This is a genomic window from Pseudomonas orientalis (genome assembly GCF_002934065.1).
Classification (GTDB): Bacteria; Pseudomonadota; Gammaproteobacteria; order Pseudomonadales; family Pseudomonadaceae; genus Aquipseudomonas; species Aquipseudomonas orientalis_A.
This window is the reverse complement of sequence record NZ_CP018049.1, coordinates 1,593,980-1,617,839: the sequence shown is the minus strand read 5'-3', so window position 1 is coordinate 1,617,839 and position 23,860 is coordinate 1,593,980. Positions and strand designations below refer to the sequence as shown.

At 37.4% G+C, this 23,860-nt stretch carries 21 protein-coding genes; 8 read left to right on the top strand and 13 right to left on the bottom strand.

Annotated elements, in window-relative coordinates; genetic code table 11:
- Positions 1 to 33: 33 nt before the first annotated feature.
- The 3 genes from BOP93_RS27325 to BOP93_RS27320 form a co-directional block, all read right to left on the bottom strand.
- Positions 34 to 1,953 carry a hypothetical protein gene (locus BOP93_RS27325; protein WP_157943465.1) on the bottom strand — a complete coding sequence of 640 codons (1,920 nt, stop codon included), beginning with the start codon at positions 1,951 to 1,953 and terminating at the stop codon, positions 34 to 36.
- Between the two features lie 211 nt (positions 1,954 to 2,164).
- Positions 2,165 to 2,713, bottom strand: coding sequence for a hypothetical protein (locus BOP93_RS07220; protein ID WP_104502073.1), 549 nt, complete (start codon positions 2,711 to 2,713; stop codon positions 2,165 to 2,167).
- Positions 2,714 to 2,779: 66 nt separating this feature from the next.
- Positions 2,780 to 3,121, bottom strand: coding sequence for a hypothetical protein (locus tag BOP93_RS27320; protein WP_157943464.1), 342 nt, complete (start codon positions 3,119 to 3,121; stop codon positions 2,780 to 2,782).
- Between the two features lie 164 nt (positions 3,122 to 3,285).
- On the opposite strand from BOP93_RS27320, the gene BOP93_RS07215 reads away from it, so the two are divergent.
- Together BOP93_RS07215 and BOP93_RS27315 are read left to right on the top strand one after the other, a co-directional pair.
- A complete protein-coding gene (locus BOP93_RS07215; protein WP_104502072.1) occupies positions 3,286 to 3,600 on the top strand; it encodes a helix-turn-helix domain-containing protein in 315 nt (104 codons plus the stop codon).
- A gap of 262 nt (positions 3,601 to 3,862) precedes the next feature.
- Entirely contained in the window at positions 3,863 to 4,159 is a 297-nt protein-coding gene (locus BOP93_RS27315) for a hypothetical protein (RefSeq protein WP_157943463.1), read from the top strand.
- A 231-nt stretch (positions 4,160 to 4,390) separates the two neighbouring features.
- Here BOP93_RS27315 and BOP93_RS07210 read toward each other — a convergent pair whose 3' ends face one another.
- The 3 genes from BOP93_RS07210 to BOP93_RS27310 all read right to left on the bottom strand — a co-directional run bounded on the left by BOP93_RS07210 (position 4,391) and on the right by BOP93_RS27310 (position 7,843).
- Entirely contained in the window at positions 4,391 to 4,909 is a 519-nt protein-coding gene (locus tag BOP93_RS07210; RefSeq protein WP_104502071.1) for a hypothetical protein, read from the bottom strand.
- A gap of 108 nt (positions 4,910 to 5,017) precedes the next feature.
- A complete protein-coding gene (locus tag BOP93_RS07205; protein WP_157943462.1) occupies positions 5,018 to 7,420 on the bottom strand; it encodes a hypothetical protein in 2,403 nt (800 codons plus the stop codon).
- A gap of 39 nt (positions 7,421 to 7,459) precedes the next feature.
- Entirely contained in the window at positions 7,460 to 7,843 is a 384-nt protein-coding gene (locus BOP93_RS27310; RefSeq protein ID WP_157943461.1) for a hypothetical protein, read from the bottom strand.
- 168 nt (positions 7,844 to 8,011) lie between these two features.
- Between BOP93_RS27310 and BOP93_RS07200 the strand changes: the two genes are divergently transcribed.
- The gene (locus BOP93_RS07200; protein WP_157943460.1) at positions 8,012 to 8,389 is read left to right on the top strand and encodes a hypothetical protein; all 378 of its coding nucleotides are present in this window, start codon (positions 8,012 to 8,014) and stop codon (positions 8,387 to 8,389) included.
- Between the two features lie 92 nt (positions 8,390 to 8,481).
- Here BOP93_RS07200 and BOP93_RS07195 read toward each other — a convergent pair whose 3' ends face one another.
- The 3 genes from BOP93_RS07195 to BOP93_RS07185 form a co-directional block, all read right to left on the bottom strand.
- On the bottom strand, positions 8,482 to 8,700 hold the full coding sequence (locus tag BOP93_RS07195; protein ID WP_104502068.1) for a hypothetical protein: 219 nt from the start codon (positions 8,698 to 8,700) through the stop codon (positions 8,482 to 8,484).
- Positions 8,687 to 9,016: a hypothetical protein gene (locus tag BOP93_RS07190; protein ID WP_104502067.1), complete on the bottom strand. Its 330-nt coding sequence runs from the start codon at positions 9,014 to 9,016 to the stop codon at positions 8,687 to 8,689. Before BOP93_RS07190 ends, BOP93_RS07195 begins: the two co-directional genes overlap by 14 nt.
- Before the next feature lie 86 nt (positions 9,017 to 9,102).
- Positions 9,103 to 12,267, bottom strand: coding sequence for a hypothetical protein (locus BOP93_RS07185; RefSeq protein ID WP_157943459.1), 3,165 nt, complete (start codon positions 12,265 to 12,267; stop codon positions 9,103 to 9,105).
- Positions 12,268 to 12,387: 120 nt separating this feature from the next.
- Between BOP93_RS07185 and BOP93_RS07180 the strand changes: the two genes are divergently transcribed.
- On the top strand, positions 12,388 to 13,263 hold the full coding sequence (locus BOP93_RS07180) for a hypothetical protein (RefSeq protein ID WP_157943458.1): 876 nt from the start codon (positions 12,388 to 12,390) through the stop codon (positions 13,261 to 13,263).
- Positions 13,260 to 13,778, top strand: coding sequence for a hypothetical protein (locus BOP93_RS07175; protein ID WP_104502064.1), 519 nt, complete (start codon positions 13,260 to 13,262; stop codon positions 13,776 to 13,778). The genes BOP93_RS07180 and BOP93_RS07175 overlap by 4 nt, the downstream gene beginning before the upstream one ends.
- Here the strand turns inward: BOP93_RS07175 and BOP93_RS07170 are convergent.
- Positions 13,757 to 14,533: a hypothetical protein gene (locus BOP93_RS07170; protein WP_104502063.1), complete on the bottom strand. Its 777-nt coding sequence runs from the start codon at positions 14,531 to 14,533 to the stop codon at positions 13,757 to 13,759. The two genes, BOP93_RS07175 and BOP93_RS07170, sit on opposite strands and share 22 nt — an antisense overlap.
- A 1-nt stretch (position 14,534) precedes the next feature.
- Positions 14,535 to 16,112: a hypothetical protein gene (locus BOP93_RS27305; RefSeq protein ID WP_157943457.1), complete on the bottom strand. Its 1,578-nt coding sequence runs from the start codon at positions 16,110 to 16,112 to the stop codon at positions 14,535 to 14,537.
- Positions 16,113 to 16,375: 263 nt separating this feature from the next.
- Between BOP93_RS27305 and BOP93_RS07160 the strand changes: the two genes are divergently transcribed.
- Positions 16,376 to 17,116, top strand: coding sequence for a hypothetical protein (locus tag BOP93_RS07160; protein WP_157943456.1), 741 nt, complete (start codon positions 16,376 to 16,378; stop codon positions 17,114 to 17,116).
- Positions 17,117 to 17,171: 55 nt separating this feature from the next.
- Here BOP93_RS07160 and BOP93_RS27300 read toward each other — a convergent pair whose 3' ends face one another.
- Both BOP93_RS27300 and BOP93_RS07150 read right to left on the bottom strand, forming a co-directional pair.
- A complete protein-coding gene (locus BOP93_RS27300) occupies positions 17,172 to 19,817 on the bottom strand; it encodes a hypothetical protein (protein ID WP_157943455.1) in 2,646 nt (881 codons plus the stop codon).
- A gap of 78 nt (positions 19,818 to 19,895) precedes the next feature.
- Positions 19,896 to 22,649 (bottom strand): hypothetical protein, encoded by a 2,754-nt coding sequence (locus tag BOP93_RS07150; RefSeq protein ID WP_104502059.1) that lies wholly within the window; start codon positions 22,647 to 22,649, stop codon positions 19,896 to 19,898.
- Between the two features lie 115 nt (positions 22,650 to 22,764).
- Here BOP93_RS07150 and BOP93_RS07145 point away from each other — a divergent pair, with 115 nt between their 5' ends.
- Together BOP93_RS07145 and BOP93_RS27295 are read left to right on the top strand one after the other, a co-directional pair.
- Positions 22,765 to 23,307, top strand: a complete 543-nt coding sequence (locus BOP93_RS07145) for a hypothetical protein (RefSeq protein ID WP_162303208.1) — start codon at positions 22,765 to 22,767, stop codon at positions 23,305 to 23,307.
- An 11-nt stretch (positions 23,308 to 23,318) separates the two neighbouring features.
- Positions 23,319 to 23,843: a hypothetical protein gene (locus BOP93_RS27295; protein ID WP_157943454.1), complete on the top strand. Its 525-nt coding sequence runs from the start codon at positions 23,319 to 23,321 to the stop codon at positions 23,841 to 23,843.
- The last annotated feature ends 17 nt before the right edge of the window (positions 23,844 to 23,860 follow it).

Below are 23,860 nucleotides of genomic sequence, written 5' to 3'. Positions count from 1 at the left end.
TTAAAAACAGGCTCATGCGCGAGCCTGAATAATTTAACGAATTCGGTTAGCCAAACTTGCAGATGTATTATAATCAAAAAGGGTAACTGACGCAGTAAGACTTCTTGGGCTTATTAAGCCTTTAGGCTTTTGAGAGTATTCAATATCAATTGATCCTTTGTCTTGATTAAACTTAACGGATTTAAGCATTGTTTGCTGTGCGTTTTCGGTGCTAATATTTCCAATGCCAATGAATGCGTTGGGGCCTTGTGGCAATCCGGCAACGTGAACAATACCTCCAGTTTTTAAAATCCATATGTTTGCTAATTCTGTCAATAATTTAGAATCGTAATTTAGGTTATCAATAATGACATTTAACTTGTAAGTGTTTACATCTCCAGTTGCTGCTTTTATATACGCTATCATCGTTTTAATTTGTGAAGCATCAGATGATTTAATGCTTTGATTCGCTAGAATTCCTTTCGCTTTAGTTTGAGCCACACTGTTAGCAATGTCTTCATCTGAAAGCGACTCACAGTGGTTTTCGAAAACATCATACGCACCGTTATTAGGGTATGACTCTTTGCCGTCTGATCTAGTCGTTTTATATCTTACTAATGTTATATACCCGTTGTTACCATTTGGGCAATTTTCATTTTTAAATTCAGGCTCTAAATTTTCTTTTATTGGTACGCAGTTATTTTGTCTATTGGATTCCTCAAATATTGTCCCGCTTAATGAGTAAGTAATATACTGTCCTGAAATCACTATCGTGCCTGACTGTCCAATCGGGCAGCTCTCATTTATCTGACCGTCTTTCCTTTGAATTATTTCATCCTTTATTTCTTTGCATGTATCTGAAGCTAAATCTTTGCTTACATATTTCAGATTCTTTTTTGTACCATCTTTATATAATTCATATGTCCATAATTCTTTGTAAGTCTTTACGCCAGTCTGTGCTTCTTGGCAAATTCCATACGACGTTTGATATTCTTCTATTAACGTAAATGCTGGTTCTTCGGGTATAACAGGCGGAAGGACAATAGGAGGTTCATCAGGTGTAACAACAGGAGGAACAACTACAACAGGTGGTTCCACTGGGACAACAGGCGGGGTTATCACAGGAGGCGTTACGATGATTGTCTCACAAGTATTTGACGTTACTTTCCAGTCTCCTAATGGTTCTATTACTCCATCTGACCAAAGTTTATAATCTCGTAAATAGCTGATTAAACCGATTTGATTCATTGGACAATTTTCTGATTTTGATTCTTGTTTTATTGCAAAAGTCCTTGTCTTTATACATTCTTGATTACTGTCTTTATCCCAAACGCCGAATTTATCTATTATTGATTTGCCAACGTTCCATTTAGGGGCTTCATAACCGATCAAATCTGAATAGCTGAATTGGCTAAATTCGCCCGAGGCTGCAGATTTAAAATAATCAATTTCACCAACGTAATAGTCATATGTATTCCAAACTTCAACTGTACCGTGCCTTTCTGTAAGTCCGTTTTCTTTCCCGCCTACTGTGTAACCGTTAGGACATGCTTCATACCCATCTTCGATCCATGCGAACTGAGGCGGTAAGGTTTCAGGTATAACTATTTCTACGGGTTTACACTCTTCTACTGAGTCAGATTGAAACTGCCCATATTTCAAAGCTAACTCTTTAGTTGCCGTGGGATACGGAATCAACCCAGTTGCACTTTTAACTGTGTAAAACACATCAAAAGTACCTCCTGAATTTTGTTTCATTGAATAATAAGTATTGCTATCTACTGGATCATAACTGATGTAGATGGGGATAACAGCTATTCTTGAAGTTCGCGCATCTTGAATCCCACCAACTGTTTGACCAGAAGCACAAGATTCAAAATATTTAGTTTGGGAAATTGCTACGGGTGCTGATGGTGCAGCTTGCGCGGTATTATATAAAGCGCCTAATAGCGCTACTGAAATAAGTTTCTTCATTTTAAGAATTGTTTGTTGTTGTAATTATTATATCATACGGGCAACCTAGAATTGATATTAGCAAACAGAATATTTGCAATTAAAAAAGCCCCTCAAAGGGGCTTCAATAAAACTATAGGCAAATAAACATAGGTTGAAGCTATTAACAATAAAACAATGCAGACTAAGAAAACGAAGAAAAAATCTATCAATTTTACCGCTAAGCATCGCTTCATTGTTTGTACTCAGTAAAATAATAACCGTCTCGAATTAACGCTTTTGAAAAACTAACATTCAATTTCGGCGTGTACATCTGGTCAATATTCTTTCTCACTATATAGATGTACAAAGCAGACTTCTTACCCTGTGCGACGGATTCAGAAGAATATTGCTTGAAAGCCTTACGCTGTTGCTGTTCATGTTCATCAATTGTGATAATTGTTGGTGTTGCTACACCAGTAGCGCCATTTGGCAACCTTATTGAAAGATTTTTGTACAACGGTTTCTTAATTCTTTTCCAATCAGCATCATCAACGATGTAATTGAAATATGCCGTAAAATTATGGGATTCACCCGGCAATGCTTCTGAACATTGAGCGTTCATCATTTTAAAATCATTAATTTCCTTTGATGATTCTAAAGCTTTATCTTCCAAGATTTGCCAATTCTTAATGTTAATCGGCAAAGATTTTGATTCGTAATAATAGTATCTATCCGCGCACTTTGCGTTTACTAAACCTGAAACCAACGCCAGTAATCCAAAAGCCAAGATTTTTTTCATGTTCAATCATCCACAAAAAAGCCCCATTCAAGGGGCTGATATGACGTACAAGGAAGCGTTAGCTCACTAGCGTGAGAACAGACCACGCACGGTAGAACGCACCGTGCTACCAGCCTCGGATTTGACGCTATCCGTGGCGGTTTTCATGAGATCACCCATGAAGGATGGTTCTTCTGTTGTGGCATTTGCTTGGTAGGAGCTATTAGCTCTTGTAGTGGCTTTACCTGTACCAGTGCCGGGAATGTACTGCACTGGTTGCCCACCTTCGACCGCTACGGCTTGTGGTTGATTCTGAGCGCTACCAGCACCTGCAGGGAGGTAGCCAGAGGCTTGTTTTTGCAGATCTGCACAACCAACCATTGCCACAGCCAGGCCAGCTACACACACCATCGAAATTACACGTTTCATAGTCCGTTACTCGCGAAAAATTGGAGGATGAGCCAGCCAGATCGGCGGTCATGCTCCAATCATACGATCCCCGTATAATTATACGCAAGGATTCAACGGAACACGTTGTTACAAGCTAAACGGAAATGGATTTAACTGCTTGTTTCTCATCAGAAATTTGCAGAATGAAAACCGTAGCGTTAGGGCAGGCAATCAAGCGTCTCAGAACCGCACAAGGCATGAGCCAATCACGCCTTGGGAGCCTTGCAGGCTTTGATCCCAATACGATTAGCCGTTTTGAGACTGGTAACTACCCACCCAGCGTTGAAGCCCTGTACAAAATTGCTCAGTCGCTGAACGTATCAGTGCGGGATTTTTTCGTTGACATGGAAAATGATGATGAAAAAAGATCTTATCTTTTTAACATCATTTGCAATTCATCATCAGAAGAATTAGATAGATTGGTTGAATTGGTCAGCCTTCCCGACAAGAAAGACTGAATAATATATTCGTTTAAACCGATTCAATGCTAGCTTTTTATCATGAAACAAAAAATACCCGCCGAATGGCAGGTATCTTTTCTAACAAACAATCATTTCAATGCAAAAGTAAATAGATCCTCTTTTAATCTATCCACCCAATCAACATATCATTTATATAAATAATTGCAAGATTAAAACAATAAATTTAAATATGATCATTTAGTGGGAATATATGCCCGCTATGAAAATGGTATAATTATAGAAACAAAATCACAAACACATGAAAAACAACAACGATACCTTTTCTAAAGGGCTAGATAATTACAATACACAAAGAACAAAATTAAAAAACCAAAAAATAGAACAAATCAAAAGAATTGCAAAGGAAGAAAGTCTTGACTTAACAGTCACACTAGCAAAGAGATTGTTCATCGGAATCTTTGATCAGTCAATAAAATACGAATTATTGGTTGAACATTTCGGAACACCGAACAGAACTGCCAGTGCCAAATCTGAGGACTCAGGTAGGATTGATTCGATTATTCGCAGAAATAAACCATCTTCTAAAACGCTTTAACAGCCTTAAAGCATGAGGTTGAATGGTGTTGGGATGTACTGGACCGACTGACTCTGTAAGGCGCTGTACAATAGTATAGGCGTCTTCTTGTACAAGTGAGTGTATCGGGTTGGATAGTACAAAAGATGTTCCTGTGTGTGATTTGCAGGGGGGTGAATTCGTGTTGGCTGGACGATTTTCACAGGCATAAAAAAGCCCCCGGTTAAGGAGGCTGATTAGTGTAGGTTTGGCTTAACGTGTGCTACGGCGCAATATTGCCAAGGCGCTGTAAACTACTGCCGTAACGATTGGGAAGATAATAGCTACGTTAGTAATTACTGCTGTGTTGTGTGCGTAGTTGAACGTTGTGCGGGGCAAATGACCCAATAAATACAGTTCAGGCAGAATGGTATCTACGTTTACTTTGAGGTATCCAGTCAGCAAGATTCTGTACAACACGAACAAGAAGAACACGAACGCACCTGTACGGACAAAGGACATAAGACCATCAATATGGTTTGTTCTAGCGCCGTTCTGGTCGATTAAGTAGGCATCTACTCTGTTGAACAACCAAGAGATAAACGCATATCCAACCATCAAGAACGACATACAAACAACAATGCTCATTGCTGATGTTACTGAACCAACAAACTTGGAGTTAGCAGCAAACACAAACGGATACGCAACCATTGAACCAAAAAAAGCTTTGAGCAACTTAATGTCCAAAAAGTTTTGTACTGCAGTCCAGCGGTTTGTATTTGTGTATAACATGGCTTTTTCTCCAAGAGATTAGATTCTCTTTCTTTTGTCATTATAGCACATAGCATATTGCAAACAAGATCTAAGGACTTAATTAAAGGTCCTTTCGTCGTTATTCTTTTATTTTATTCTTGCTTCAATTGCATTTTCCGCTTTAGAAGAAGCTCTAACTGCGCTCATTGCACTATCAGAAGAATGTTTAACTTGGAACCAATTTTCAAGAACTTCAAATATTTTATTGGTTTTGATAATTATTACACTCAATAATCCCGTAACAACAACTATCGTAATAAATATGTAAGCTAACAAAGCTATTACACCAGTGAAAACGCCATAATCACCAAACCTTCCAGACTGAACAACGTAATACACACTGTTATTCACTAGCGTTAGTAAAAGCGCATATATGGCTTGATTCACGTAAAACAAAGAAGCAGCGAACATTGGAGACATAGCAAGCCAAGCACATTTTTTAAACACACTAACTAAGATATTTGTCTTTTCTGTTTCGTCCTCTGCTGGCATCAGGTTATTAGCCATTTCTTTAAATAGCTGGATGTATTGAATCCAAAAATTATACAACCAATAAAAAAGGTGATACACAAAAGCCATGTATAGCAAGGAACTTTGAAAGATCATTACGATAGTATAAAACCATATGATATTTTTGGTTAAGCTTGCGACCTGCGCCAACTGGCGCACATTCGCATCAAGTTTCGCAGATTTTAAATAATCATTCTTTCTGAAAGCACTTGTTGAAGTTTGTTCAAAAAAGGATTTAGTTACTTCAACACTCAAATAAAAACTAGTAACGTATCCGAGCATTTTCTGCCCGTTCTGATATTGAATCGCTGGTTGATTCAACATTGGAGTAATACACGAAATGCCTTCTTGAAAACAATCTGTGAAATTCTGACCCGAGTTTTCGAAATATCCAGCCATTACAATGTCAGAAGCCATCAACCCAAATTGCGAATAATCCCTATCTTTAGAAGACAGAACACCGACAGTTTGATCATAAACCTTATCGAAGTTGATTAACTGTTGACGTGTAACGTTCGTGTTGTATTCATCAGAATTGTTTGATGAGCCACTAATCATTCGCGCCACTTCTGCTGAAACACTTGATTGGGTTTCAGACTGAATCAATATTTTATTAACTTCCTCCTGCGCAGTCATCGTTACATCATTCTCAGCAACATATTCAGTTCTTAATGTAGATATTGCCAGAGAAATCATGTCGCTTGGGTATGTGTTGTCATAGACTTGCTTATCTCTTTCTATGGCTTGAAGCTCTTTAATATAAGCAGAAAAAGACGAGTTCAAATCAGCAACAGCCGTGGCAAATAAAGAATTTATTTCCTCAACGGATTTGCCACTATTATATAGCTGTACTTCTCCATTTTCCTTCAATACGGAACCGTCAGCCTGCATTGCAGAGCATTGGTTGTAAATCAGAGACATGTCGCTTAATCGCGCTCTATTATCATCTTTGTTAAGAACTGAGGAACAAGTAGATTCAATTAAAAGCAGTGCAATTGGTCTAGAGGCTTCCCAAGCTCTTACTAATCCTGCTTGAATTGTTGGGTTATTTCCGCCGTATGCCAACGTAGAAGGAATATAAGAATCTATACCTGCCTGTTTCATACAGGAAACAGTTTTATCAAACTCAGGGTTTACAAATTGTTCATCAACGAAGCTAACACCACCAACCTTTGCAGAAATACATTCAGCATAGCCTTTAAACACACGATCAATTGTTCTTGTGTCGATTGTTACCTGACCTGTTTCCTTTTGATACTCGTAAAATTTACCATTTCTTTTTTCAACGCTGAACCCACCGTAAGCACCGATCCTTTGTTGTTGATCGAGCCTTGAAGCGTTTATCATCTGCCCAATAATAGTAGGTGTTGATTTCATCAGTGCGTTAAGGGTTTGGGTATAAGCATGAGATTCATCAAGCTTTGTTGATGTGTAATACAAAGGCTGAATCTTAATCATGCCTGCGGTCGTCATGTACAGCCCAATTAACATAGATGCTCCAAGCATGGCGAACACTCCACCCATACCCACACCAACCATAACAATATTGAAATTCGTTAAGAAGAATCCCCAATTGTTACCCGGCAAATTTCCTTTTTTCGCCATTTTTGCTAAATAGATTGGAAGAACCAGAACACCCATAATGGCAAATGCAATACCATGGAAGACTTGCATATAATCCATTATGGCTGTTACCACCTGATTTTTCTTTGCATTAGCATCGAAAATAAATCTGTCTTTGTCGTCATTGAAAATGCCACGCAAAACAATATTAGCCATACTGGCTGTAGTATCAGACATAATCAATTGGGAGTATTGACCCATTATCGCGTTGTCTTTTATTGCATCATGACATTCTGATAACGAGGCTTCATCTGAGATTCTTGAACAATCATTTGAAGAATTAGCTGAATAGCTGAAATCACTTAATCCAAACGAAAGCAACAACAGAAGTGGTAAGAGTATTTTTTTGATAGACATTCTAAATGCGTTTTATTTACTATCATCTTAACACTTACATTAGTTTTTGCTTGAAAGCATGTCATGCCTGATTTTTGAGTTGTATTCAACAACAATCATCTTTGTTTTAGTTTCTTGAATAGTCTGATTGTCAGCCTTTGCTATGTTCAAAATCAATGATCGCAAGGATTGAACACAACGTTCTATGGATAAATCGTCGTTTGAAACGATTGGGTAATAAATCACAAACTTGTTTTTGATTGCTGCTTCGCAAACTCTACGGCTATAGGTGTGATTGACGTTTTCGATTGTCCAAAATCTTTTTGGGAATTCACTAGCCGCATGGTGCTTCAATCTGAATTCTTCACCGAACTTTTCTGTAATCACTTGCTGTGCTTGATCTTTTAAAGCATTTAATATTTCTACTTTGTCGAGAATCTTCATAATTAATGTAATAGTTGTTGTTTTATATAGTCAGTTTACACTATTAAAAAATAATTGCTTGAAGACTAATCATATCGACATAAACGCAATTTAGTGCGCAAAAACTATGACTTAACGCAGTAATTCAAAAAATAAATGATATGATGATTAAAATAGACATTATTTATCATGAACTACTACACAGCCATACGCTATAAAGGAAGAGAAAGTCTTAAGGAAACCATGACAGCAGAAGAAAAAACAGCTTTGATGTTAGACCACTCAGTTGGTTATGATATTGAACAAACACTAGGCACATACCAAACTAAAATATATCTTAAAAAAGATGGCAAAAGGGTCTTAAAATTTAATGAGCGTAAAATTTCCACTGTTGTTAAAGCAGTAAGATTAGAGTTCGTTTGCGAAGAAATAGACATTAGGGACACCGATTTAAAAAATGCAATGATTGGTTCAAAAGCTTATTATGCGATGAAATCACTTTACGAGAGAATTGATAGCACTATCCAAGAAAATAAAGAGTTCCTAGAAAAATCTAGAATCATCTAACATAAACAAAGCCCCGCACAGGGGCTTTAATGCATCTATCCGTAAAGTCCTCACCATTGACCACCAACCTACCCTACCCGCCTCAAATCACATCACAGAGGCTCACCCAAGAGGATTTTCAGCACGTTCGTTTTCACAAACACAGGTTCAGCTTTGGCGATCTGAACGCCATGGATTGCAGAACCTGGAGCTAGAACGAGATCCGCCTCGAGGCGCTGTGATTGCTTGCTGGAGACGTTCATAGACGTGATGCACATCAACGCACCACAGAGCATGGATAGAAGCTTGTAGGACGTTTTAGAAGGCTTCATTGTCATCACCTTTCTTGAAAAGCTTCGATTTGTCTTTATTCAGAAGAAAATCTTTAGCCGCCTCTTTCCTTTTATTATTCTCAATTTCTATTCTTAATTCTTCCAACCTTTGTTTTTCAGCAATTTCAAATTCAGCTTTTGCTTTTTCAAATTTATCAATCCTTTTTAACTGATTAAAATACGACCAAATTGCAAACCCCAAGATCGGCACAAAAAAGATTAGGCAAAGAATGAAATTCCAGAATTCTTTTATCGAATGAAAAAGAACCATCAGAATCGAACATATTGAAATTATCAAACCCCATTTTGCATTCATAAATATTTTCTATTGTTTGTTATTACCATGTTAACACTTAACAAACTTTTTGCTTGGAACAAAACAAAACCCCTGCCGGGGCTTTATTATGCTTGTGTGCCTTGCGCACCTTTTTTCCTCATTTGCTCAAATTCTTTGTAAGCTTGTTCTTTTTCGACTTTGCTCATGTTTTTCATTACATTTTCTTTTACTGCATTACCTTGCGTGATGATTTGAGAACCAGCAGAAATAACCATTGGGTTTTGAATTCCTTTTATCATTCTATCTATCAAGTCATCCTTTAAATCACTTCTGTAAGAAAATGCAGCAGAAAGCGCCTTATTCGTATTAGGAGTAATGTTGTTTATGTTCGTCAAAATCACAAACACTAGGAACCAGAAAACTGAAATCAAGCTCATGATACCGCCTATAACAGTACCGTCAGAGGTGCTTAATAGGTAAATAGCTGGTGTAGACAAATCAATATTATCGTTGATGAAAAGCGCAAGGAACATAAAGAATGCCAAGAATGGTAAATGACAAACCACAGCGAAAATATCGAAGATGATTGTTTTAACTTCTTTTATAGCTTCATCTTTTGTCAACAATAGACATTTCATCAATCTTATTGGCACGCTTAAAACTTGCAATTCAGCAGTAAACCAGATCACGTACAAGATACCGTTAATGATGATAAACGTTGTTAAAATCGGAATTATATAAGCAACGAATGCACCAGCAATTAACATTATAGTTACTAAAGGCATGAACACAGAAAGGATTGCGTCAATCGTTTTAATAGCAATAACCAAAGGTTTACCGACAAACGTAGCTACGATTTTAAATCCAGACCATTTGGAGCTTGAAGAACCTTGACCTACAAACCCTGTTGAAACCTTGTCTACAACAGTTGGTAATGAATCAATTCCCAAAACTGCAGTTGACGTAACACCTTTTGCAAGAGCCATTGTTTCAGCCCACTCTACCCAGTCCAAGCCCATCTGTGTAACTGCCTGACTTAAAGGCGGACGTACACGAGCCTTACAAGTTGCCATGTCTTTTATACAAGCACTTGCACCATCGTTTATAGCCAAGTCTGGATTAAGTCCAAGATATGATTTAACGCTTCTTGGGTCCATCGCTACGAATGACATGGCCCATTTTCTTAACTGGAATGTAGCCATAAATGACTGATCATCTAAACGTTCAGGGCTTATGTTCATAATTCCTGTAACACGAAGATTTGTTAAATCCACTATAGGGAAATTTACTTCACTTTGGCTTTTAACCATCTTTTTCTGATCTTCTGATGTACTAGTATTAAACATTTCTTGGTTTACATAATTTGAAGCCTCACCATTAGCGCCGTGATAAGAATAGCTTAATGCTGAACTGAGGATTTGCCCTTTAACCGCTTCTGCAGTTCTGTACATTGTCATTTGCTTTTGAGCAATGGCAATACTTCCCATAAAACCAAGCTTGGACGTTTCAATCATCTGCGCAATTAATGCATTGTATAGATTGTTTTCAGAAGCTAATGCTTGTTTTACACCAACAAAATAATTCTGCCATACTAACTCAACAGCCATTTTGTAAGCCAATTGTTGACGCTTAAACTTAATAATATCCTTAACATCTGATGAGCCAAAGATTAACAGTTTCTTGCTATCAGCATCTGGATAGATACAACCACCGCCAAAAGGCGAAACCCAGTTACGATCTTTTCTCTGTAAATCATAAAGCTCAGTATCTGGAGCAGAATTATAGTAATTAGCGAATTTACGCTCATTAACGTTTAACTCCCAATCCTTTGTACACATCTCATTCATTTTTGCTACATAAATGTTTTTACGGAAACCTTCGATAATGTTCAGTATTCTTGTACCCTTCTTATCATGCCCATGAAGAACAGAAATCACGTTTGAATAGAAATAGCCTTTCACCAATGGAGCAGATGAAATAGAAGATAATTTAAGAACATCTAGTTTTGCCGTTGAATCCACAACAGCTTTAGCCAAGGTTTTAATATCGCCTTGTAATCCCTCGTTATAACTAATCAAAGACGGATTTTTCAACATGGTTGTAGAATCTACAGACTCGCCCTTTTCGAACAACCCATAGATCAACTCATAAGCATTTTTAAAATCCCCTTCCATTCTTTCACCAGCCATTTCAGAAGCTTTAGCATTAGCGTTATTCAATTGATCAACTAAGTTACCATCATTCATTCTTTCGCCGGTTTGGTCTTCAAAATCCTGACCATTTGAACCTACATCAACAGTACCTAAAACGGTTTGAGCACCAAGAATCTGTTTGTTTTTTGTTGTATATGGAGTTACTTTCTTAATGTCGTATGAAGTAACCAAGCTGTTTGGATTGAAAACATCGCTTGCGGCTTCTGTCATGTCCATCCCTATAGTCCAACTTGTATTAGTCTTTACTTCATAATCACAATACTTAACAACATCAGCTAACAAAGCCGTTGGAGTGTAGTTAGTTGTTGATTCCCAGAAAGAAGCACTGTAGTTCGAAACAGAATTTACCGCATTGAAAAATACGTTCTGACAGCTTCTACCTTTTTCAAAAGCCATTCCCATAATTTGATTAGTATCTATGGAAATTTTCGTAACGTCCTGAGTTGTAATTGTTTCACTTTCTGAATTCATTAACTCTAAACTATGCATCATCGAAGCAAATCCAATCATATTGGCGAAAGCAATTGACCAGAATATTGCATACAAAAGAAGAACTTTTAAAACGTAAATCAACACTAAACCAGCTATGATAATAAAGGGCTTATGGATATGCGGCGCTATGAAAGACTGGTCATTAACACCGAAATGAAAAAGCAACATAAACGTACCAATGACAGATACGATTGCAAAAACACCGATATAAATATCTCGCATCTTGTCGTAAGCTGTGGTCAACATGATTGACCCTTCCTTTATTAGTTTATAACCGTATGCGCCTTCTATCTTGTGCATTCCAATTAGGTTTGCCATTGTAGAGTCATTACCCTGAATGTCTGTATAGATGCCATACAAAACATCTTCATCACAGACAGAGGGACCAACTCTTATTGAAGAAAGGTCGATTGCAGATTTTGAATCAGCATTTGAGGCTTGAAAATCACAGTTGTTGCTTGCAGTGAACAGGCTGATTTCAGCATTGTTAACTAGCTCAGGAACACTGACAGTTGTATCAGCGTTGGCAGTAACAGCAGAAAAGAGCAACACTGTACTTATTATAATTCGTTTCAGAAATTGCATAAAAAAGAATTCGTTGTTGATATTTAAATCTTAACACTTTTAAAAGATTCTGCTTGAAGCCCCTTCAAGCAAAAAAATACAGGTATGTTAATATTTAAGTAACAATCAATATCAATTATTATGAGAACATTTTCTAAAGGGCGAAAAACCCCAATCAATGACTTTGATGATTTGTCTTATGTAAAAGTCGCAACGCCATACATCAGACAAACAAAGGAGGAAATTCTAAATGCCAAGAGTTATCACGATCTTAAAGACGATCTGATAAGACACAAAGTCGGGCGTGAAGTTGGCTTTCTACTGCCTTTAAGCACCTGTGCAACTTCATCTGATTTATTCACTTATCTAACATATGAATTTATCCAAGAAAACCTAAAGAAACTCAGCATTGTTCAGCGCATCAAATGGCATTATGAATTAGACATTAAGGGGTTTTTCAGAAGACTTATGAATGATAATGATTTTGGGATTGATTACTTTGACATTCTTGGTCATTCATTCACAAATGATAAATTAGCGATAAATAAACGTCATAGAATCATCAGTGATGATTACCAAGAGGACGACATACTTTCGTGGACGAATGAAGAATTGATGTTGCAGTTTGACGCATTGCGTCTTGCTCAGTACGTTCTTCCTGAACACAAGCGCCCTTCATGCCTCAGTGAACTGACCAATTATCTTGTTGAACGCAAATTTCAAGAATTTTGGACATATTACGAAAACCAGTATAACGCATTGAAAGATGAATTCTTTCTAAAAGATCCGTTTGAATTTGTCTTTTACTCTGTTTCTATAAGGTCGAAACTTAAAACCGACTTAAAAATAGATCATGGCGCTATTCTTAACAAATACAGCAAACTCATCAATAAGAACTTTTCCACTGCAGAAGAAGAATTTCACAGATGCAGGAGCTATTTGCAAATGAATAAGCAACAAAGGTTGATATACAATATAAAACGTATACCAGCTAGACTTTTGGAGATAATTGAATGAGCAAGAAAAAAAGAAATTTTATGCAGGAAGAATTAGAGCTTGAAAACGATGTTAAAAAAAGCGGATTGGATCTTTATTCATTCATTAAATATCGAATAATGAACATGCCAGTTGATCGAAATTGCAACACATCGACTTATCTGGATATGGTACGCGCATATGCAAGAGAACAAGGCAGAAGCTACTCTTATCTAAAAGATGATTATCAATTCGTCAAAGACGTTAAGAAAATAATAGAATTTCTGGACGAGAGGTTTACAGTTTTTCCCTACACCTATTTTGAACAAAATATTGAAAATCCTTACTTTCTTAACAACCTAATGGCATTAAACCTGAATTTTGAGTTTTATGATAAGCCTGCAAGGTTTAGAAATATGCCCGCATTTGAAATAATTGACCTACTCCAAAAACTTCAAGAAGAAAGAGGAACAATCAAGAAAAAGACTTTCTATGATATGTTCCCCGATCTACAAGCTAACGGTGAAGACAGTAGTTATTTCCCCGAACCTGATTGACGATTTGCCCAATCATCCTTAACAGCACCAAAATACTGGCTCATCTTCTCTTCTGCTGATAGAGACACTTCCTCTTTGTCAGAAGCTTTGGCAATCAGAGGCACATTAGCGGGTTTATCATTATACAGTTCACTGAATGTATCCGAATGACCTTTCTTGAGTGAACGACTTAGGATATTTTTTATTTCATTTGAACTGATATTTACAGACTCTACAAAATTCACGGCTTTGTAATGAGTTAGTGCAGAAGGTACACGTTCATTTTCGGAAAAATACTTTCTGAATTCTTCACGCATATAATTATTCAATCCACGTTCAAATTTTTGTTTAGCAACAAGATGGGTATCACTTTTCTTAATACCTTTGAAAATTTCATTGATTGACCTATACACAATTTTCAGAATATCTTGCATGTCATCATCAAGCAGTACAAGAATCATCTGCCCTTCATCCGTAGCGCCAATTTTGTTAGCTTTATGAAGATGTGAGTTGATGCCTTGTGCAATTTCAAATAGTAGAAATGCAGGTTGGAGCGCTGAATAATTACCTTCTGACGTTATCACTAGGTTTCGCCCAGTGATGGCATGAGGCACCACAGGTGTGGGCTTTCGAATAATCCCCACACCCACGATGCTATCAACAATACAATCTATGACATGCTCAACATCTTCATTGAGCATATCAGGTGTAATTTCGGTTTTAAGGTCTTTCTTGCTGGTCTTTGAAAAAAACCAGCTTGCTAATAACTTCTTCATATTACGCCCCCGGAGATGTCAATATTACTTTTCTTATCTCCTTATTCAGTTCACCTTTTTCTTTCATTTCGTTGGTTTTAGTCGTGAACGTCATGTGAGCATCATCACCAATGTTTTTAATCAATGCTTGACCCATTCGTGATTTACTCAAATCCAAATCAAATGTTTTGCTCGGTTCATCAGTGAAATTTGCTGTGATTGTTTTTTTATCTTTATTATACCCAAATGATAAACTTTGTTTCTCAGCTAGATTTTCAAAATTGGTGATAATACCGGCAGATTGGTTTAAAACATTTTCTAGGGTTTTGCTCAAATCTCGTTCTGCCGTAACACCTTTCACTGTTACTGAATCAGCAGCCGGAGCCTTGGCTCCAGGTTCTTCAACCTTAGCAGTAGGTGCTTCTGGCCTAGGAGCATCAGCAGGAGGTTGAACGCCCTGTACTGGCGGATTAGCAGGTTCTTGGGGCTTCTGTTCAGCAGCAGTAGCTTTGCTATCATTCGTTGCTTGTAGCGCATCAGAGAAGATCTTATAGACGTGTTGACCCTTGGAAGGCTCATCGCTGGCAGGTTGACCCTTCACTACTTCCTTCTTACCAAGATCAGCCGTTTTCACGATGGTTGAAAGGGTTTCGCCATCAGGTTCAGCATCAAGCTTTGTGATTTTTGTAAATTCCCCCTCATTTAAATGCTCTACTTTGATACGTACTTTTTCAAAAATATCATCTAAATTCGCTTTGGATGTTTTTTCGTTGACAACTTTTGTACCGAAATTAAAAGACCCTTCAATACGTTTTAGTTTTTTCTCAGTTTCTGGCTCACTCTTATTAGCTTGCTCAACAACATCACCATCTTGATTTATTTCAAAACGTGGAGAATCATTTATTGTTGGATCTTTTTTTAAGAACTCATCAAGAATAAATTTGTACTCAGGATTGACTATATTGATACGGTACATTTCAATACCAGAATCTTTGAGCGTGTTAATAGTATTTCTAAAAAATGCTTCACCTACTTTTGTATCTGTAATCAGATCTGTGTTTAATTTTAGATTGATTTGCTTGTTGTTCTTTGAGAATTTATGCCTTGCGTTTAATCCAACATAGCTTTGGATCTGAGGACCGTCTACATCCATTCGTTGATATTTTATGGTTCCTTTCGTATCTAAAACCAAATCCATATTTTTACCAGACATGATTTCGTACTGGCTTCGACGAGTGAACATTTCTTGACCATTCGCTTTCACAAGCTTAATTAATTCCCCAAGATAATCTTCTTCTATGAGATCTTCAGTTTTTGGTTTAGGTGGCGCACCTTCTATTTCTTTACCCTGCCAGATTTTCGCGTATTCGGCTTTTTCTTTTTCTTCTTGCTCTCGCTTGTAACGTGAAGAATCTAACGAGCTAGCAGGATCATCATTAGTAGTCGGTTTTGAAACCTCATCGCCTTCTGAAATAGTTATAAGGTTTGGTACAGCACCAGTTGCGCTTTCTACATCAATACCGTTGAATTTGAGAATTTGCGGGTTAGTAATAGCTTTGTTAGAAAGGCTATCTATTTTATCTTTTGTGTCTTGACTCATGATCAATAAATGTTTGTTTAATACTAAGATTATAGCATTTTTAAAATTATCTGCTTTAGCGCCGTCTAAGAGATTTTTGGCACGGATCTTGGATCTTTTATCTTTAAGTAATATCTTAAGGTTTCTTTTTGAAAATGATTAAAGATTCTTTTGAAAATGATTTGACTACAGTTCGAAATGCTTTAAAATTGATTCCAGAAAGGCAAAAACACAAACCCTAATCAACATAAACCTTAATCATCTGAAATAAAGGAACAGAATCAATGAACGCTAAAGCCACTGAATCGAAAGCTGTTGAAACCCCTGCTGTTTCTGCCGCAAAGGAAAAATTCGAATCCAACGCATCAGCACCTTCTAATCACAATCTGGCTGTAGCTATCGCCCGCCGTGTTGTTGACCGCCTCGAGTCTGCAACAGTCTCCACAGCGATCTCTGACATTAAGGGTCAGATTCAAGAGTTGTTGAGTGCCAAAGACACAGACATTGCCAAAATCATCGAACTGACTGAAAAGCTGAAATCCAGCGACACCGACCAGCAAACAAAGAACACTAAGGCTCAGGCACTCACCAAGCAATTCACCTTGGCTGAGGTTCTGGTAGCGTTTAAGCCCCAGTACGAAGAACTGGTGTACACCGTTGCAAATGAGCTTCTAGACCGTGCCAACGTCCTTGCAACGTCCGGTGGCAAAGGTGCCAGCACCGGCAAGAAGAAGGGTTTGGATCACATCATTCAGAACACAAAAGGTGAAACCGTAACGCTTCCATCGCGTGCCGGTCGTGCCAGCAGCAACCTTTCACAAGACCGTGCTGTTTGGGACTTCCTGAACCTGCAGATCGAGACAGAAGACGGTAAAGAAGTGTTTGTACCCGGTACGCTCAACCTCAACGAAGGTGGCGAAATCCCAACGACCCGTAAGACAATCATTGAAAGCCTGTTCACTGGCAATGTGAAAGAACTCCAAGGTTTCACCATCCGCAAGGACGAAGGTGAAAACGACGAATAAAAGTAATCCCTAACACAAGAAAGCCCCTCTATAGGGGCTTTTTTTGCGTTCGATATTATAAATTCAATTTCTTCAAGGCTATTGAATAATCATCATCAGCTTCATTCCAATCCTTTACGTTACCAAAAATATGCCCATTTATGATGTTGGGTGTATTTCTTGCGACTTTCAAAATTGAGCCAATCAAAAATATTGGTAATGCCATCTTTATAAATTGCAATGCGAGAACGTTTGCTATTGACGAAAAATTACCCAAATCAGAATCTATTCCGTTTGAAATCTGAATCATTGAAGTAACGTCAAATAATTGGAATATGAAAATTGCAGATATAAAAGCAATGCAGATTGTGAAAACTACAGGATACATAAGAATCGCAAAGAATGTTCTTGTGAATTCATCCAATGGTTTGAACCAGTCAGTTGTTGGGTTTACACCATTATTATTAGAAAGAAGTATTATAAAATAAAGCATGAAAGTGTAAGTGAAATAAACGAATCCAACCAGAACGCTCAACATCACACCAAGATTTGTCATTACCACTATCAGTTGTGGGGCGTAAGCAGCGAATGCGCCCATAGCCTGCAACGTGCTACCTACTGAACTGATGAATGAAGCGAACTCAGGGACCGCCATAGCCACGGCAAGCCCTGACATAGCAACAGGTGTTAGGTGATTGCCGTACTCTGAATAACTGTTCTGTACAGACGAATCAAGAGCTTTGGCACCTACAATTTTAGCGATGATTGAAGCAGTTCCAGCTATTGATACGTTCTGTAATCCAGTCTTCACAGCCCCTATCACAGCAGTCTCTTCAGCCTTCTCTACGGCGCTTTTACGTCTGGAATTTGATAGAGCAGCCATGATTTTCAACTCAACCCCAGCGGCTAACCAACGTTCTCCTTGGAGGTGAATTGTCTGGAAGACAGAACCACAGTTGTATTTGTTAGGTGAAATCTGATTTGGGTAACTCATACATTCCGTTGTGTATTTTTCACCGAAATAACCATCATCACCGATCTGACCCCAATCTTTCAGACTTTGTAGCATTTGTGTAGCTGTTGAGATTGCCAAAACTTGTGGCTGAATAATGTCTTGTGCCCTTGCAATACCTGTATTTCTAACTCCCACAGTAAAAGGAATACTGGCAACTGTTGTCATATTCAATTCAGTTGAAGAATCCAAAAGGCTTGTTGCTGTACTGCTAGTCATTGTCAATGAATTCAACAATGATTGACCATCATCCGCAAATTTGCTTGACTGAATTTCTTGCGAAATAAAATAGGCTGGCAGTGTGATAATACTAGGATTTGTTAAATGTCTATTCCCTGCAGTCATTGCATAGTAATTGATTGAAGCAGAACAAACGTATGGAGAACTTGCGTCTGAACACATTGAAGTAACACAAGCAGCAGCCTTAGCCTGTATCGAATTTAGAGAATCTCCAGGTTTCCTGAGTGATGGTGTTGTGTCCATGTCTTCATCAGAAATACCCCCACCAGCAACAGAATTTGAGTAAGTGTTTTGCTCACATAAATGAACCAAACGCCCTTTCAAAACTTTTCCATAAACATCTTCATCAATGTTTGGGTAACGTGAAAAACCTTGAACCATATCGTTTTGAACACATTCAGCAGCAGCATAGAGATAATCAGTCATTCCGTAATACGATAATTTATCTACGGGATAATCAAGCCTATTAGCACAGGTGAAATTTTCCGCAACGAAGCTTTCAGGTTCTTCTTTTGGTTTACGCCCTCTTGAACTCAACACATGATCTACAACGTTACTAGAATCTTGAACAAGCTTTGTAAATATCTCACCTACCTTTTTATCAGTAAAAGCAGTATACGTTTTTGGCAATCCAACCTTTGATTCAAGATTTACAGTTTCCATGTTCAAATTCATGCTCATGTCAAAAGTACAATCTCCAAACTGACTGAAAATACTGTACGTATCAGAATCACGCATCAGCTTGAAAACACCAGATCTAGAAGCGCCAATATTGATATTATCCGCCCTACATAATAGGTGTTGCATCAACTCAACAACGTCATTTGTCTTTTGTCCTTTGTTGGCAGGAATGCTAATAAATGGATAATCAGTTTGGTTCAACTCCGCATTACTTGTTAGAAATTGATTAGCACCTTCAAGTGCAAAAGCTGTAAAGGCAAGATAACCAATCACAGCAAGGCTATAAGCATTCTCGCCTTTGTCATTTTTATAATATGGAATACAAGCAACGGCTAGAATAACAACGAAGAACACGAAAGAAAAAGCCATTCCCTTTTTTTGACTCTTTGAATGTTTATGACCAGAGGAAAGTTTTAACACTATAATAGCTATTAGAATTGCAATGATAGCGCCAGTGAATTTATAGATAAATTCATAGTTCAAATCATTACCACCGTTCATTGGTAGAGCAGCACCGCTATTGAACATATTGTCTACGGTAATACATTCCCATTCGCCGTGAAATAAAGGCAATCCCACAATTGAAAAATTCCTAACTGATTGAGTACCTACACAACCGATGGTTGATTCTATGAGTGGGAAAATCCCTTCTAAACGTCTTTCAGTAACTGTCTTTTCGCCTTCAACCTGTCGGTTAATTTGGGCTTGTTCTAAAGGATTTGGTAGTGCCATAGCGACATTTGAAAATGCGCCAAAGGCTAGCAGTAAATATAAAATGATTGATTTCATTGCTGTTCATATATTAGATACTTTCATGTTAACACTTCTATAGAAAATTTCTTGAACACCCATCCACCACCAAATCCGTTAGGACTTGATGGCTCTTTTGTAGTTGAATCTTTTAATCAATCCGCCCATGAAACCTTGACCTAATCTGTACCCGCCCATTGTCATAAGATTAAGTACAGCAACCATAGCATCAAGCGAATTGATTGTGCTGGTAACGAATGAACTATGTTTATCAATGCCTAATCGTTTAAAGGACTTGCTAATCATATCTAACATGAATGTTAATGATGTTAGCTGTATGCAGTAGATAGAAACATTCAAGATTACAATGAGCATTATGTATTTATTCAAAGCAAAACCGCCGATCATATCACCCATATACATATAGACAATTAAAAGAACTCTTTGAGTAACAATGCTTGAAATCTCGACGTTTGCAACGAACATTGCTAATATTGCTGTACCGCTGATCCAAGGCATCATCAATATAGCGACTATGTTATTTCTGATTCTTGTCAAGTTATTTAGGTCATTTGCTCTTAAAGCTGTAACAGCGCTTAAAACAACAAACACCATTGAAAAACAAATCCATAATTTTGAAAGAATATAAAGAAGCTGAGGAATGTATGAAGTAACTGTTAGGATCAAATACATACCTGAAATTGCAAACATCGTTGCATACAAAACGGCATTCATTAATAAATCAGCAATTCCATCCAAACCGATTAGGTACGATTGAAAGTCAAATCCTGAACGTTTACCCTTTCCTTTTTTTACTTTACCAACTTGTGCAACGTCATCGGTTTTTGCGCCATTCTGTTTCATTTCTAAAACACTGATACCAGTAATCGCAGCCGCTTTAATCGTCAAACCTACTGTTAAGGTTTTTGAAGCTGTTTCTAGAATACTTTGGCAATAGATATAATAGCTACGAACAACGTCTTGATCTGACATTAACATTCTTTTAAATTGAACGTCAGGCATTTCCATGTTCATGCCATTTGCTTTTAATAAATCGTTGTCCTGGCCTCCTGAAATTCCGTTCTGAACTATGGCTTTTTGAACCACAGCATCACCATCCATCACCGGCAATCCAGCCGAAACCACTTTCAATTGGTCTTTCAAATAATTTTCGATGCGCAATTCAGAATCTATTGTTCTACCAATGCTCTGATAATAAGCAGTATCAAGATAATCACCCTTTGCGTTTGTCTCAAACAAGCCGATAAATGGTGTAGCATTGAAATTCTTTAGTACAACAGTTTGGTAAGCCGTTAGGTTTCTCATTGTTCTATAGTTATTGAAGAAACAGAATGCACCGCACTGTATTGTCTGTTCAAACATTTTGCTCAATTGCTCAGTTTGCATTGCTTCCATATAGCTAGTGTTGAGATCCATAAGATCAGTATAAAGACCGTCTACAAGCTCTTTACGAGCCACTACATACGCTTTTTGGTAAGACTCTGCAGTGTCAGTACCTAACAGTGAGTTGCCTTCTCCAACGCAGTCTACAGAGCCACTTTCGTTTTTGATGTAATGCTCTGCTTTCATTCTTAAAGATTTATCATCAGCACACATTGCGTTAAGGGCAAGCATATTAAGCTTGAAAGTTTGACCCAACAAATCAGGGATTTTCTTACGAATCCAGTTTGCTCTAACGTCTGTATAATAAATGGTTTTAGCAGTGTTAATCACAGCCCTATATTCACCTTCTCTATCTACAAGTGAAGGAGCATTTTTTAACGCTTCTGCTAACTGGTCGCTTCTTGATTTAGCTTGATTAATATCATCATTATTAGCGTAATCTGTAGAGTACCCAATTTCGTTCATTGTTTTATAAACTGAAGAAGCCTTGTAATAGGCGTTAGGAATAGTGATTAAATCGGATTGATAAACCAAAGCAGCCGGATCTTCTGGATTAAAAGCAGAGAATTCGTAATTAGAACCAACAGCCTTGATAGTCATTGCTGGATCATTGAAGATTTTAGTAGAAATCAAACTAGCATTCTTCTTGTTGAAAACTGTGTTTAACTGGCGTGAGTTAACAGCTTCAAACATGCTTTTATTAGAAATACCGTCTATGATATTTTCAGCCATGCCGTAGGTTTGTTTACCTTGTGTAATCTCATCTTGCTTTATTGACTTGTCAATTTGTGCTTGAGTAGAAGTAGCCAATTTAGGCTTATTAACTTCCAAACCAGCCCTTTGTTGAGCAGCCATCTGATTGTTCATAAATCCTTGTTCATTCATCAAACCATGATTGTCTGAGTAAGATACAAGATATGACAATGCTGAATAATTAGCGCCGGGACCAATAAACGGCAAACATAGGGCAATAAATAAAATAGGAACTCCTACTTCCAAAATCCAATTATACCTTTCAAGATAATCACCACTTGCAACATCTAAAAGTGTTTTTATAGGAATTTGAATCAAAGACAAGACACCAAATACCCACATCCACTGATAAACGAATTTCACAGCATTGCTAATAATCTTGTTAGTTTTTAAGATGAAATTCTGAATGGCTGGGTTATAGGAATTGAATCTAGAATCATAGCTATCAATGTCTACACCTTCTTGCAATCCTATTTGTGTCATATCTCCAAACAGCGCCGTCTTTAGCATAACGCTTTTGTTTTCAGCACAAAGACGCCCGGAATCCCCATCTATTTGATCTGAGTTATCTATATAGCCACACTTGTTGAAATTCACGTTTTCAGCCGAATAGGCATGAAATGAAAATGAAAAGAGGATTGAAAGAAATACTGCCTTAATTGTGACGCTCATTTTTAATGTGTTTGTCTGATATTTCAATATTAACATTTGCATATTTTTTTGCTTGAAGCCCAAACCTGCAATTAGATTCTTTCAGTGGGAATATATACCCACTCATTCAAAGCAAATTCTCTATCATTTGTTATTATAGTAGTAACAGACAAACACATTGAAAATGAGTATCACACTATTAGATCCAGATTTTGACCCTTCGAAATTAACGGAAGCTGAAATTGACGAAGCGAAAAACAACACAATCGTTGCATTAATCCATCAAAGAAACCTGTATGAAAAAGGCTATAATAAAGTCATCAAGCTATATTTGATGTGCATTGTCAGTTGTTATTTCAGCCCTGTATTTATTTACGCATTCATTTTGGGCTTCAATATTCGTAATGGCGATAATCCTTACATTCAGAACAAAACAATCCTTCCCTTGGTAATTGGGGGGATTATTTCTACGTTCCAATTTGGCTTGTTGCTCTTTTTAATCGTTCAGTTGCAATCAGGTATACCCATAGCAGGGGCTTTTGCGCAGCTAATACTTCCATCACTTTTAGCAAGCATATTAATTCTGTGTTTCTTGTTACTTTCAAATTTGAAATATCGCGTAGAACGCAAAAGAAGAGACGTGATCTTCAATCCCGGCAGCTCCACAAAAACTAAATTCAGAACCGCTACAGACGGTTTACTAACCAAAATAATTAAATAAGAGGCTATATAATGTACAAAGTAATAAACACCAGACTTGATCCAATCTATGGTAAACGTGAAGAATTTGAATATATCTATACTCCCCATGCACCAAGCGTTTCGCCATTTGCATCTAAATTTATTGGGGAATGGTTAAAGGACAATCTTATCCAAGAATTACAAAGACGAGATATATTTGCTAAAGACATTCAGATAAGAACCTGCTTCATTGGAGCTTTTAAACCAAATCTTAAAGAGCAAGATATTCAGTATCATTACTTAATACTTAACAAAAGGAATTTTACAAGGGGTACTTGTTTTTTGATGGTAGCTACTCAAAGCCTATATAGACCTGATGTATTTGAATGGTCATTCAGCCCGATTGATCAAGACCATGAAATTAGCTTCACAATGAAAGGGTTTGAATTTGAATACGAAGAACTTCTAGAGTTCTATTTCTTGAATCCGAAAAACACAACGGCTTGTGATAACTTTTATGATTTTTTAATGGATTATGAAGACTTAATTATAATGCATTTCTCTACAAACAGATAAAGCACCCTATGGGTGCT

Bases quoted from the DNA above. Each gene is read 5' to 3' on its own strand.
- BOP93_RS27325 (WP_157943465.1), bottom strand. From the start codon at position 1,953: ATGAAGAAACTTATTTCAGTAGCGCTATTAGGCGCTTTATATAATACC.
- BOP93_RS07220 (WP_104502073.1), bottom strand. From the start codon at position 2,713: ATGAAAAAAATCTTGGCTTTTGGATTACTGGCGTTGGTTTCAGGTTTA.
- BOP93_RS27320 (WP_157943464.1), bottom strand. From the start codon at position 3,121: ATGAAACGTGTAATTTCGATGGTGTGTGTAGCTGGCCTGGCTGTGGCA.
- BOP93_RS07215 (WP_104502072.1), top strand. From the start codon at position 3,286: ATGAAAACCGTAGCGTTAGGGCAGGCAATCAAGCGTCTCAGAACCGCA.
- BOP93_RS27315 (WP_157943463.1), top strand. From the start codon at position 3,863: ATGAAAAACAACAACGATACCTTTTCTAAAGGGCTAGATAATTACAAT.
- BOP93_RS07210 (WP_104502071.1), bottom strand. From the start codon at position 4,909: ATGTTATACACAAATACAAACCGCTGGACTGCAGTACAAAACTTTTTG.
- BOP93_RS07205 (WP_157943462.1), bottom strand. From the start codon at position 7,420: ATGTCTATCAAAAAAATACTCTTACCACTTCTGTTGTTGCTTTCGTTT.
- BOP93_RS27310 (WP_157943461.1), bottom strand. From the start codon at position 7,843: ATGAAGATTCTCGACAAAGTAGAAATATTAAATGCTTTAAAAGATCAA.
- BOP93_RS07200 (WP_157943460.1), top strand. From the start codon at position 8,012: ATGAACTACTACACAGCCATACGCTATAAAGGAAGAGAAAGTCTTAAG.
- BOP93_RS07195 (WP_104502068.1), bottom strand. From the start codon at position 8,700: ATGAAGCCTTCTAAAACGTCCTACAAGCTTCTATCCATGCTCTGTGGT.
- BOP93_RS07190 (WP_104502067.1), bottom strand. From the start codon at position 9,016: ATGAATGCAAAATGGGGTTTGATAATTTCAATATGTTCGATTCTGATG.
- BOP93_RS07185 (WP_157943459.1), bottom strand. From the start codon at position 12,267: ATGCAATTTCTGAAACGAATTATAATAAGTACAGTGTTGCTCTTTTCT.
- BOP93_RS07180 (WP_157943458.1), top strand. From the start codon at position 12,388: ATGAGAACATTTTCTAAAGGGCGAAAAACCCCAATCAATGACTTTGAT.
- BOP93_RS07175 (WP_104502064.1), top strand. From the start codon at position 13,260: ATGAGCAAGAAAAAAAGAAATTTTATGCAGGAAGAATTAGAGCTTGAA.
- BOP93_RS07170 (WP_104502063.1), bottom strand. From the start codon at position 14,533: ATGAAGAAGTTATTAGCAAGCTGGTTTTTTTCAAAGACCAGCAAGAAA.
- BOP93_RS27305 (WP_157943457.1), bottom strand. From the start codon at position 16,112: ATGAGTCAAGACACAAAAGATAAAATAGATAGCCTTTCTAACAAAGCT.
- BOP93_RS07160 (WP_157943456.1), top strand. From the start codon at position 16,376: ATGAACGCTAAAGCCACTGAATCGAAAGCTGTTGAAACCCCTGCTGTT.
- BOP93_RS27300 (WP_157943455.1), bottom strand. From the start codon at position 19,817: ATGAAATCAATCATTTTATATTTACTGCTAGCCTTTGGCGCATTTTCA.
- BOP93_RS07150 (WP_104502059.1), bottom strand. From the start codon at position 22,649: ATGCAAATGTTAATATTGAAATATCAGACAAACACATTAAAAATGAGC.
- BOP93_RS27295 (WP_157943454.1), top strand. From the start codon at position 23,319: ATGTACAAAGTAATAAACACCAGACTTGATCCAATCTATGGTAAACGT.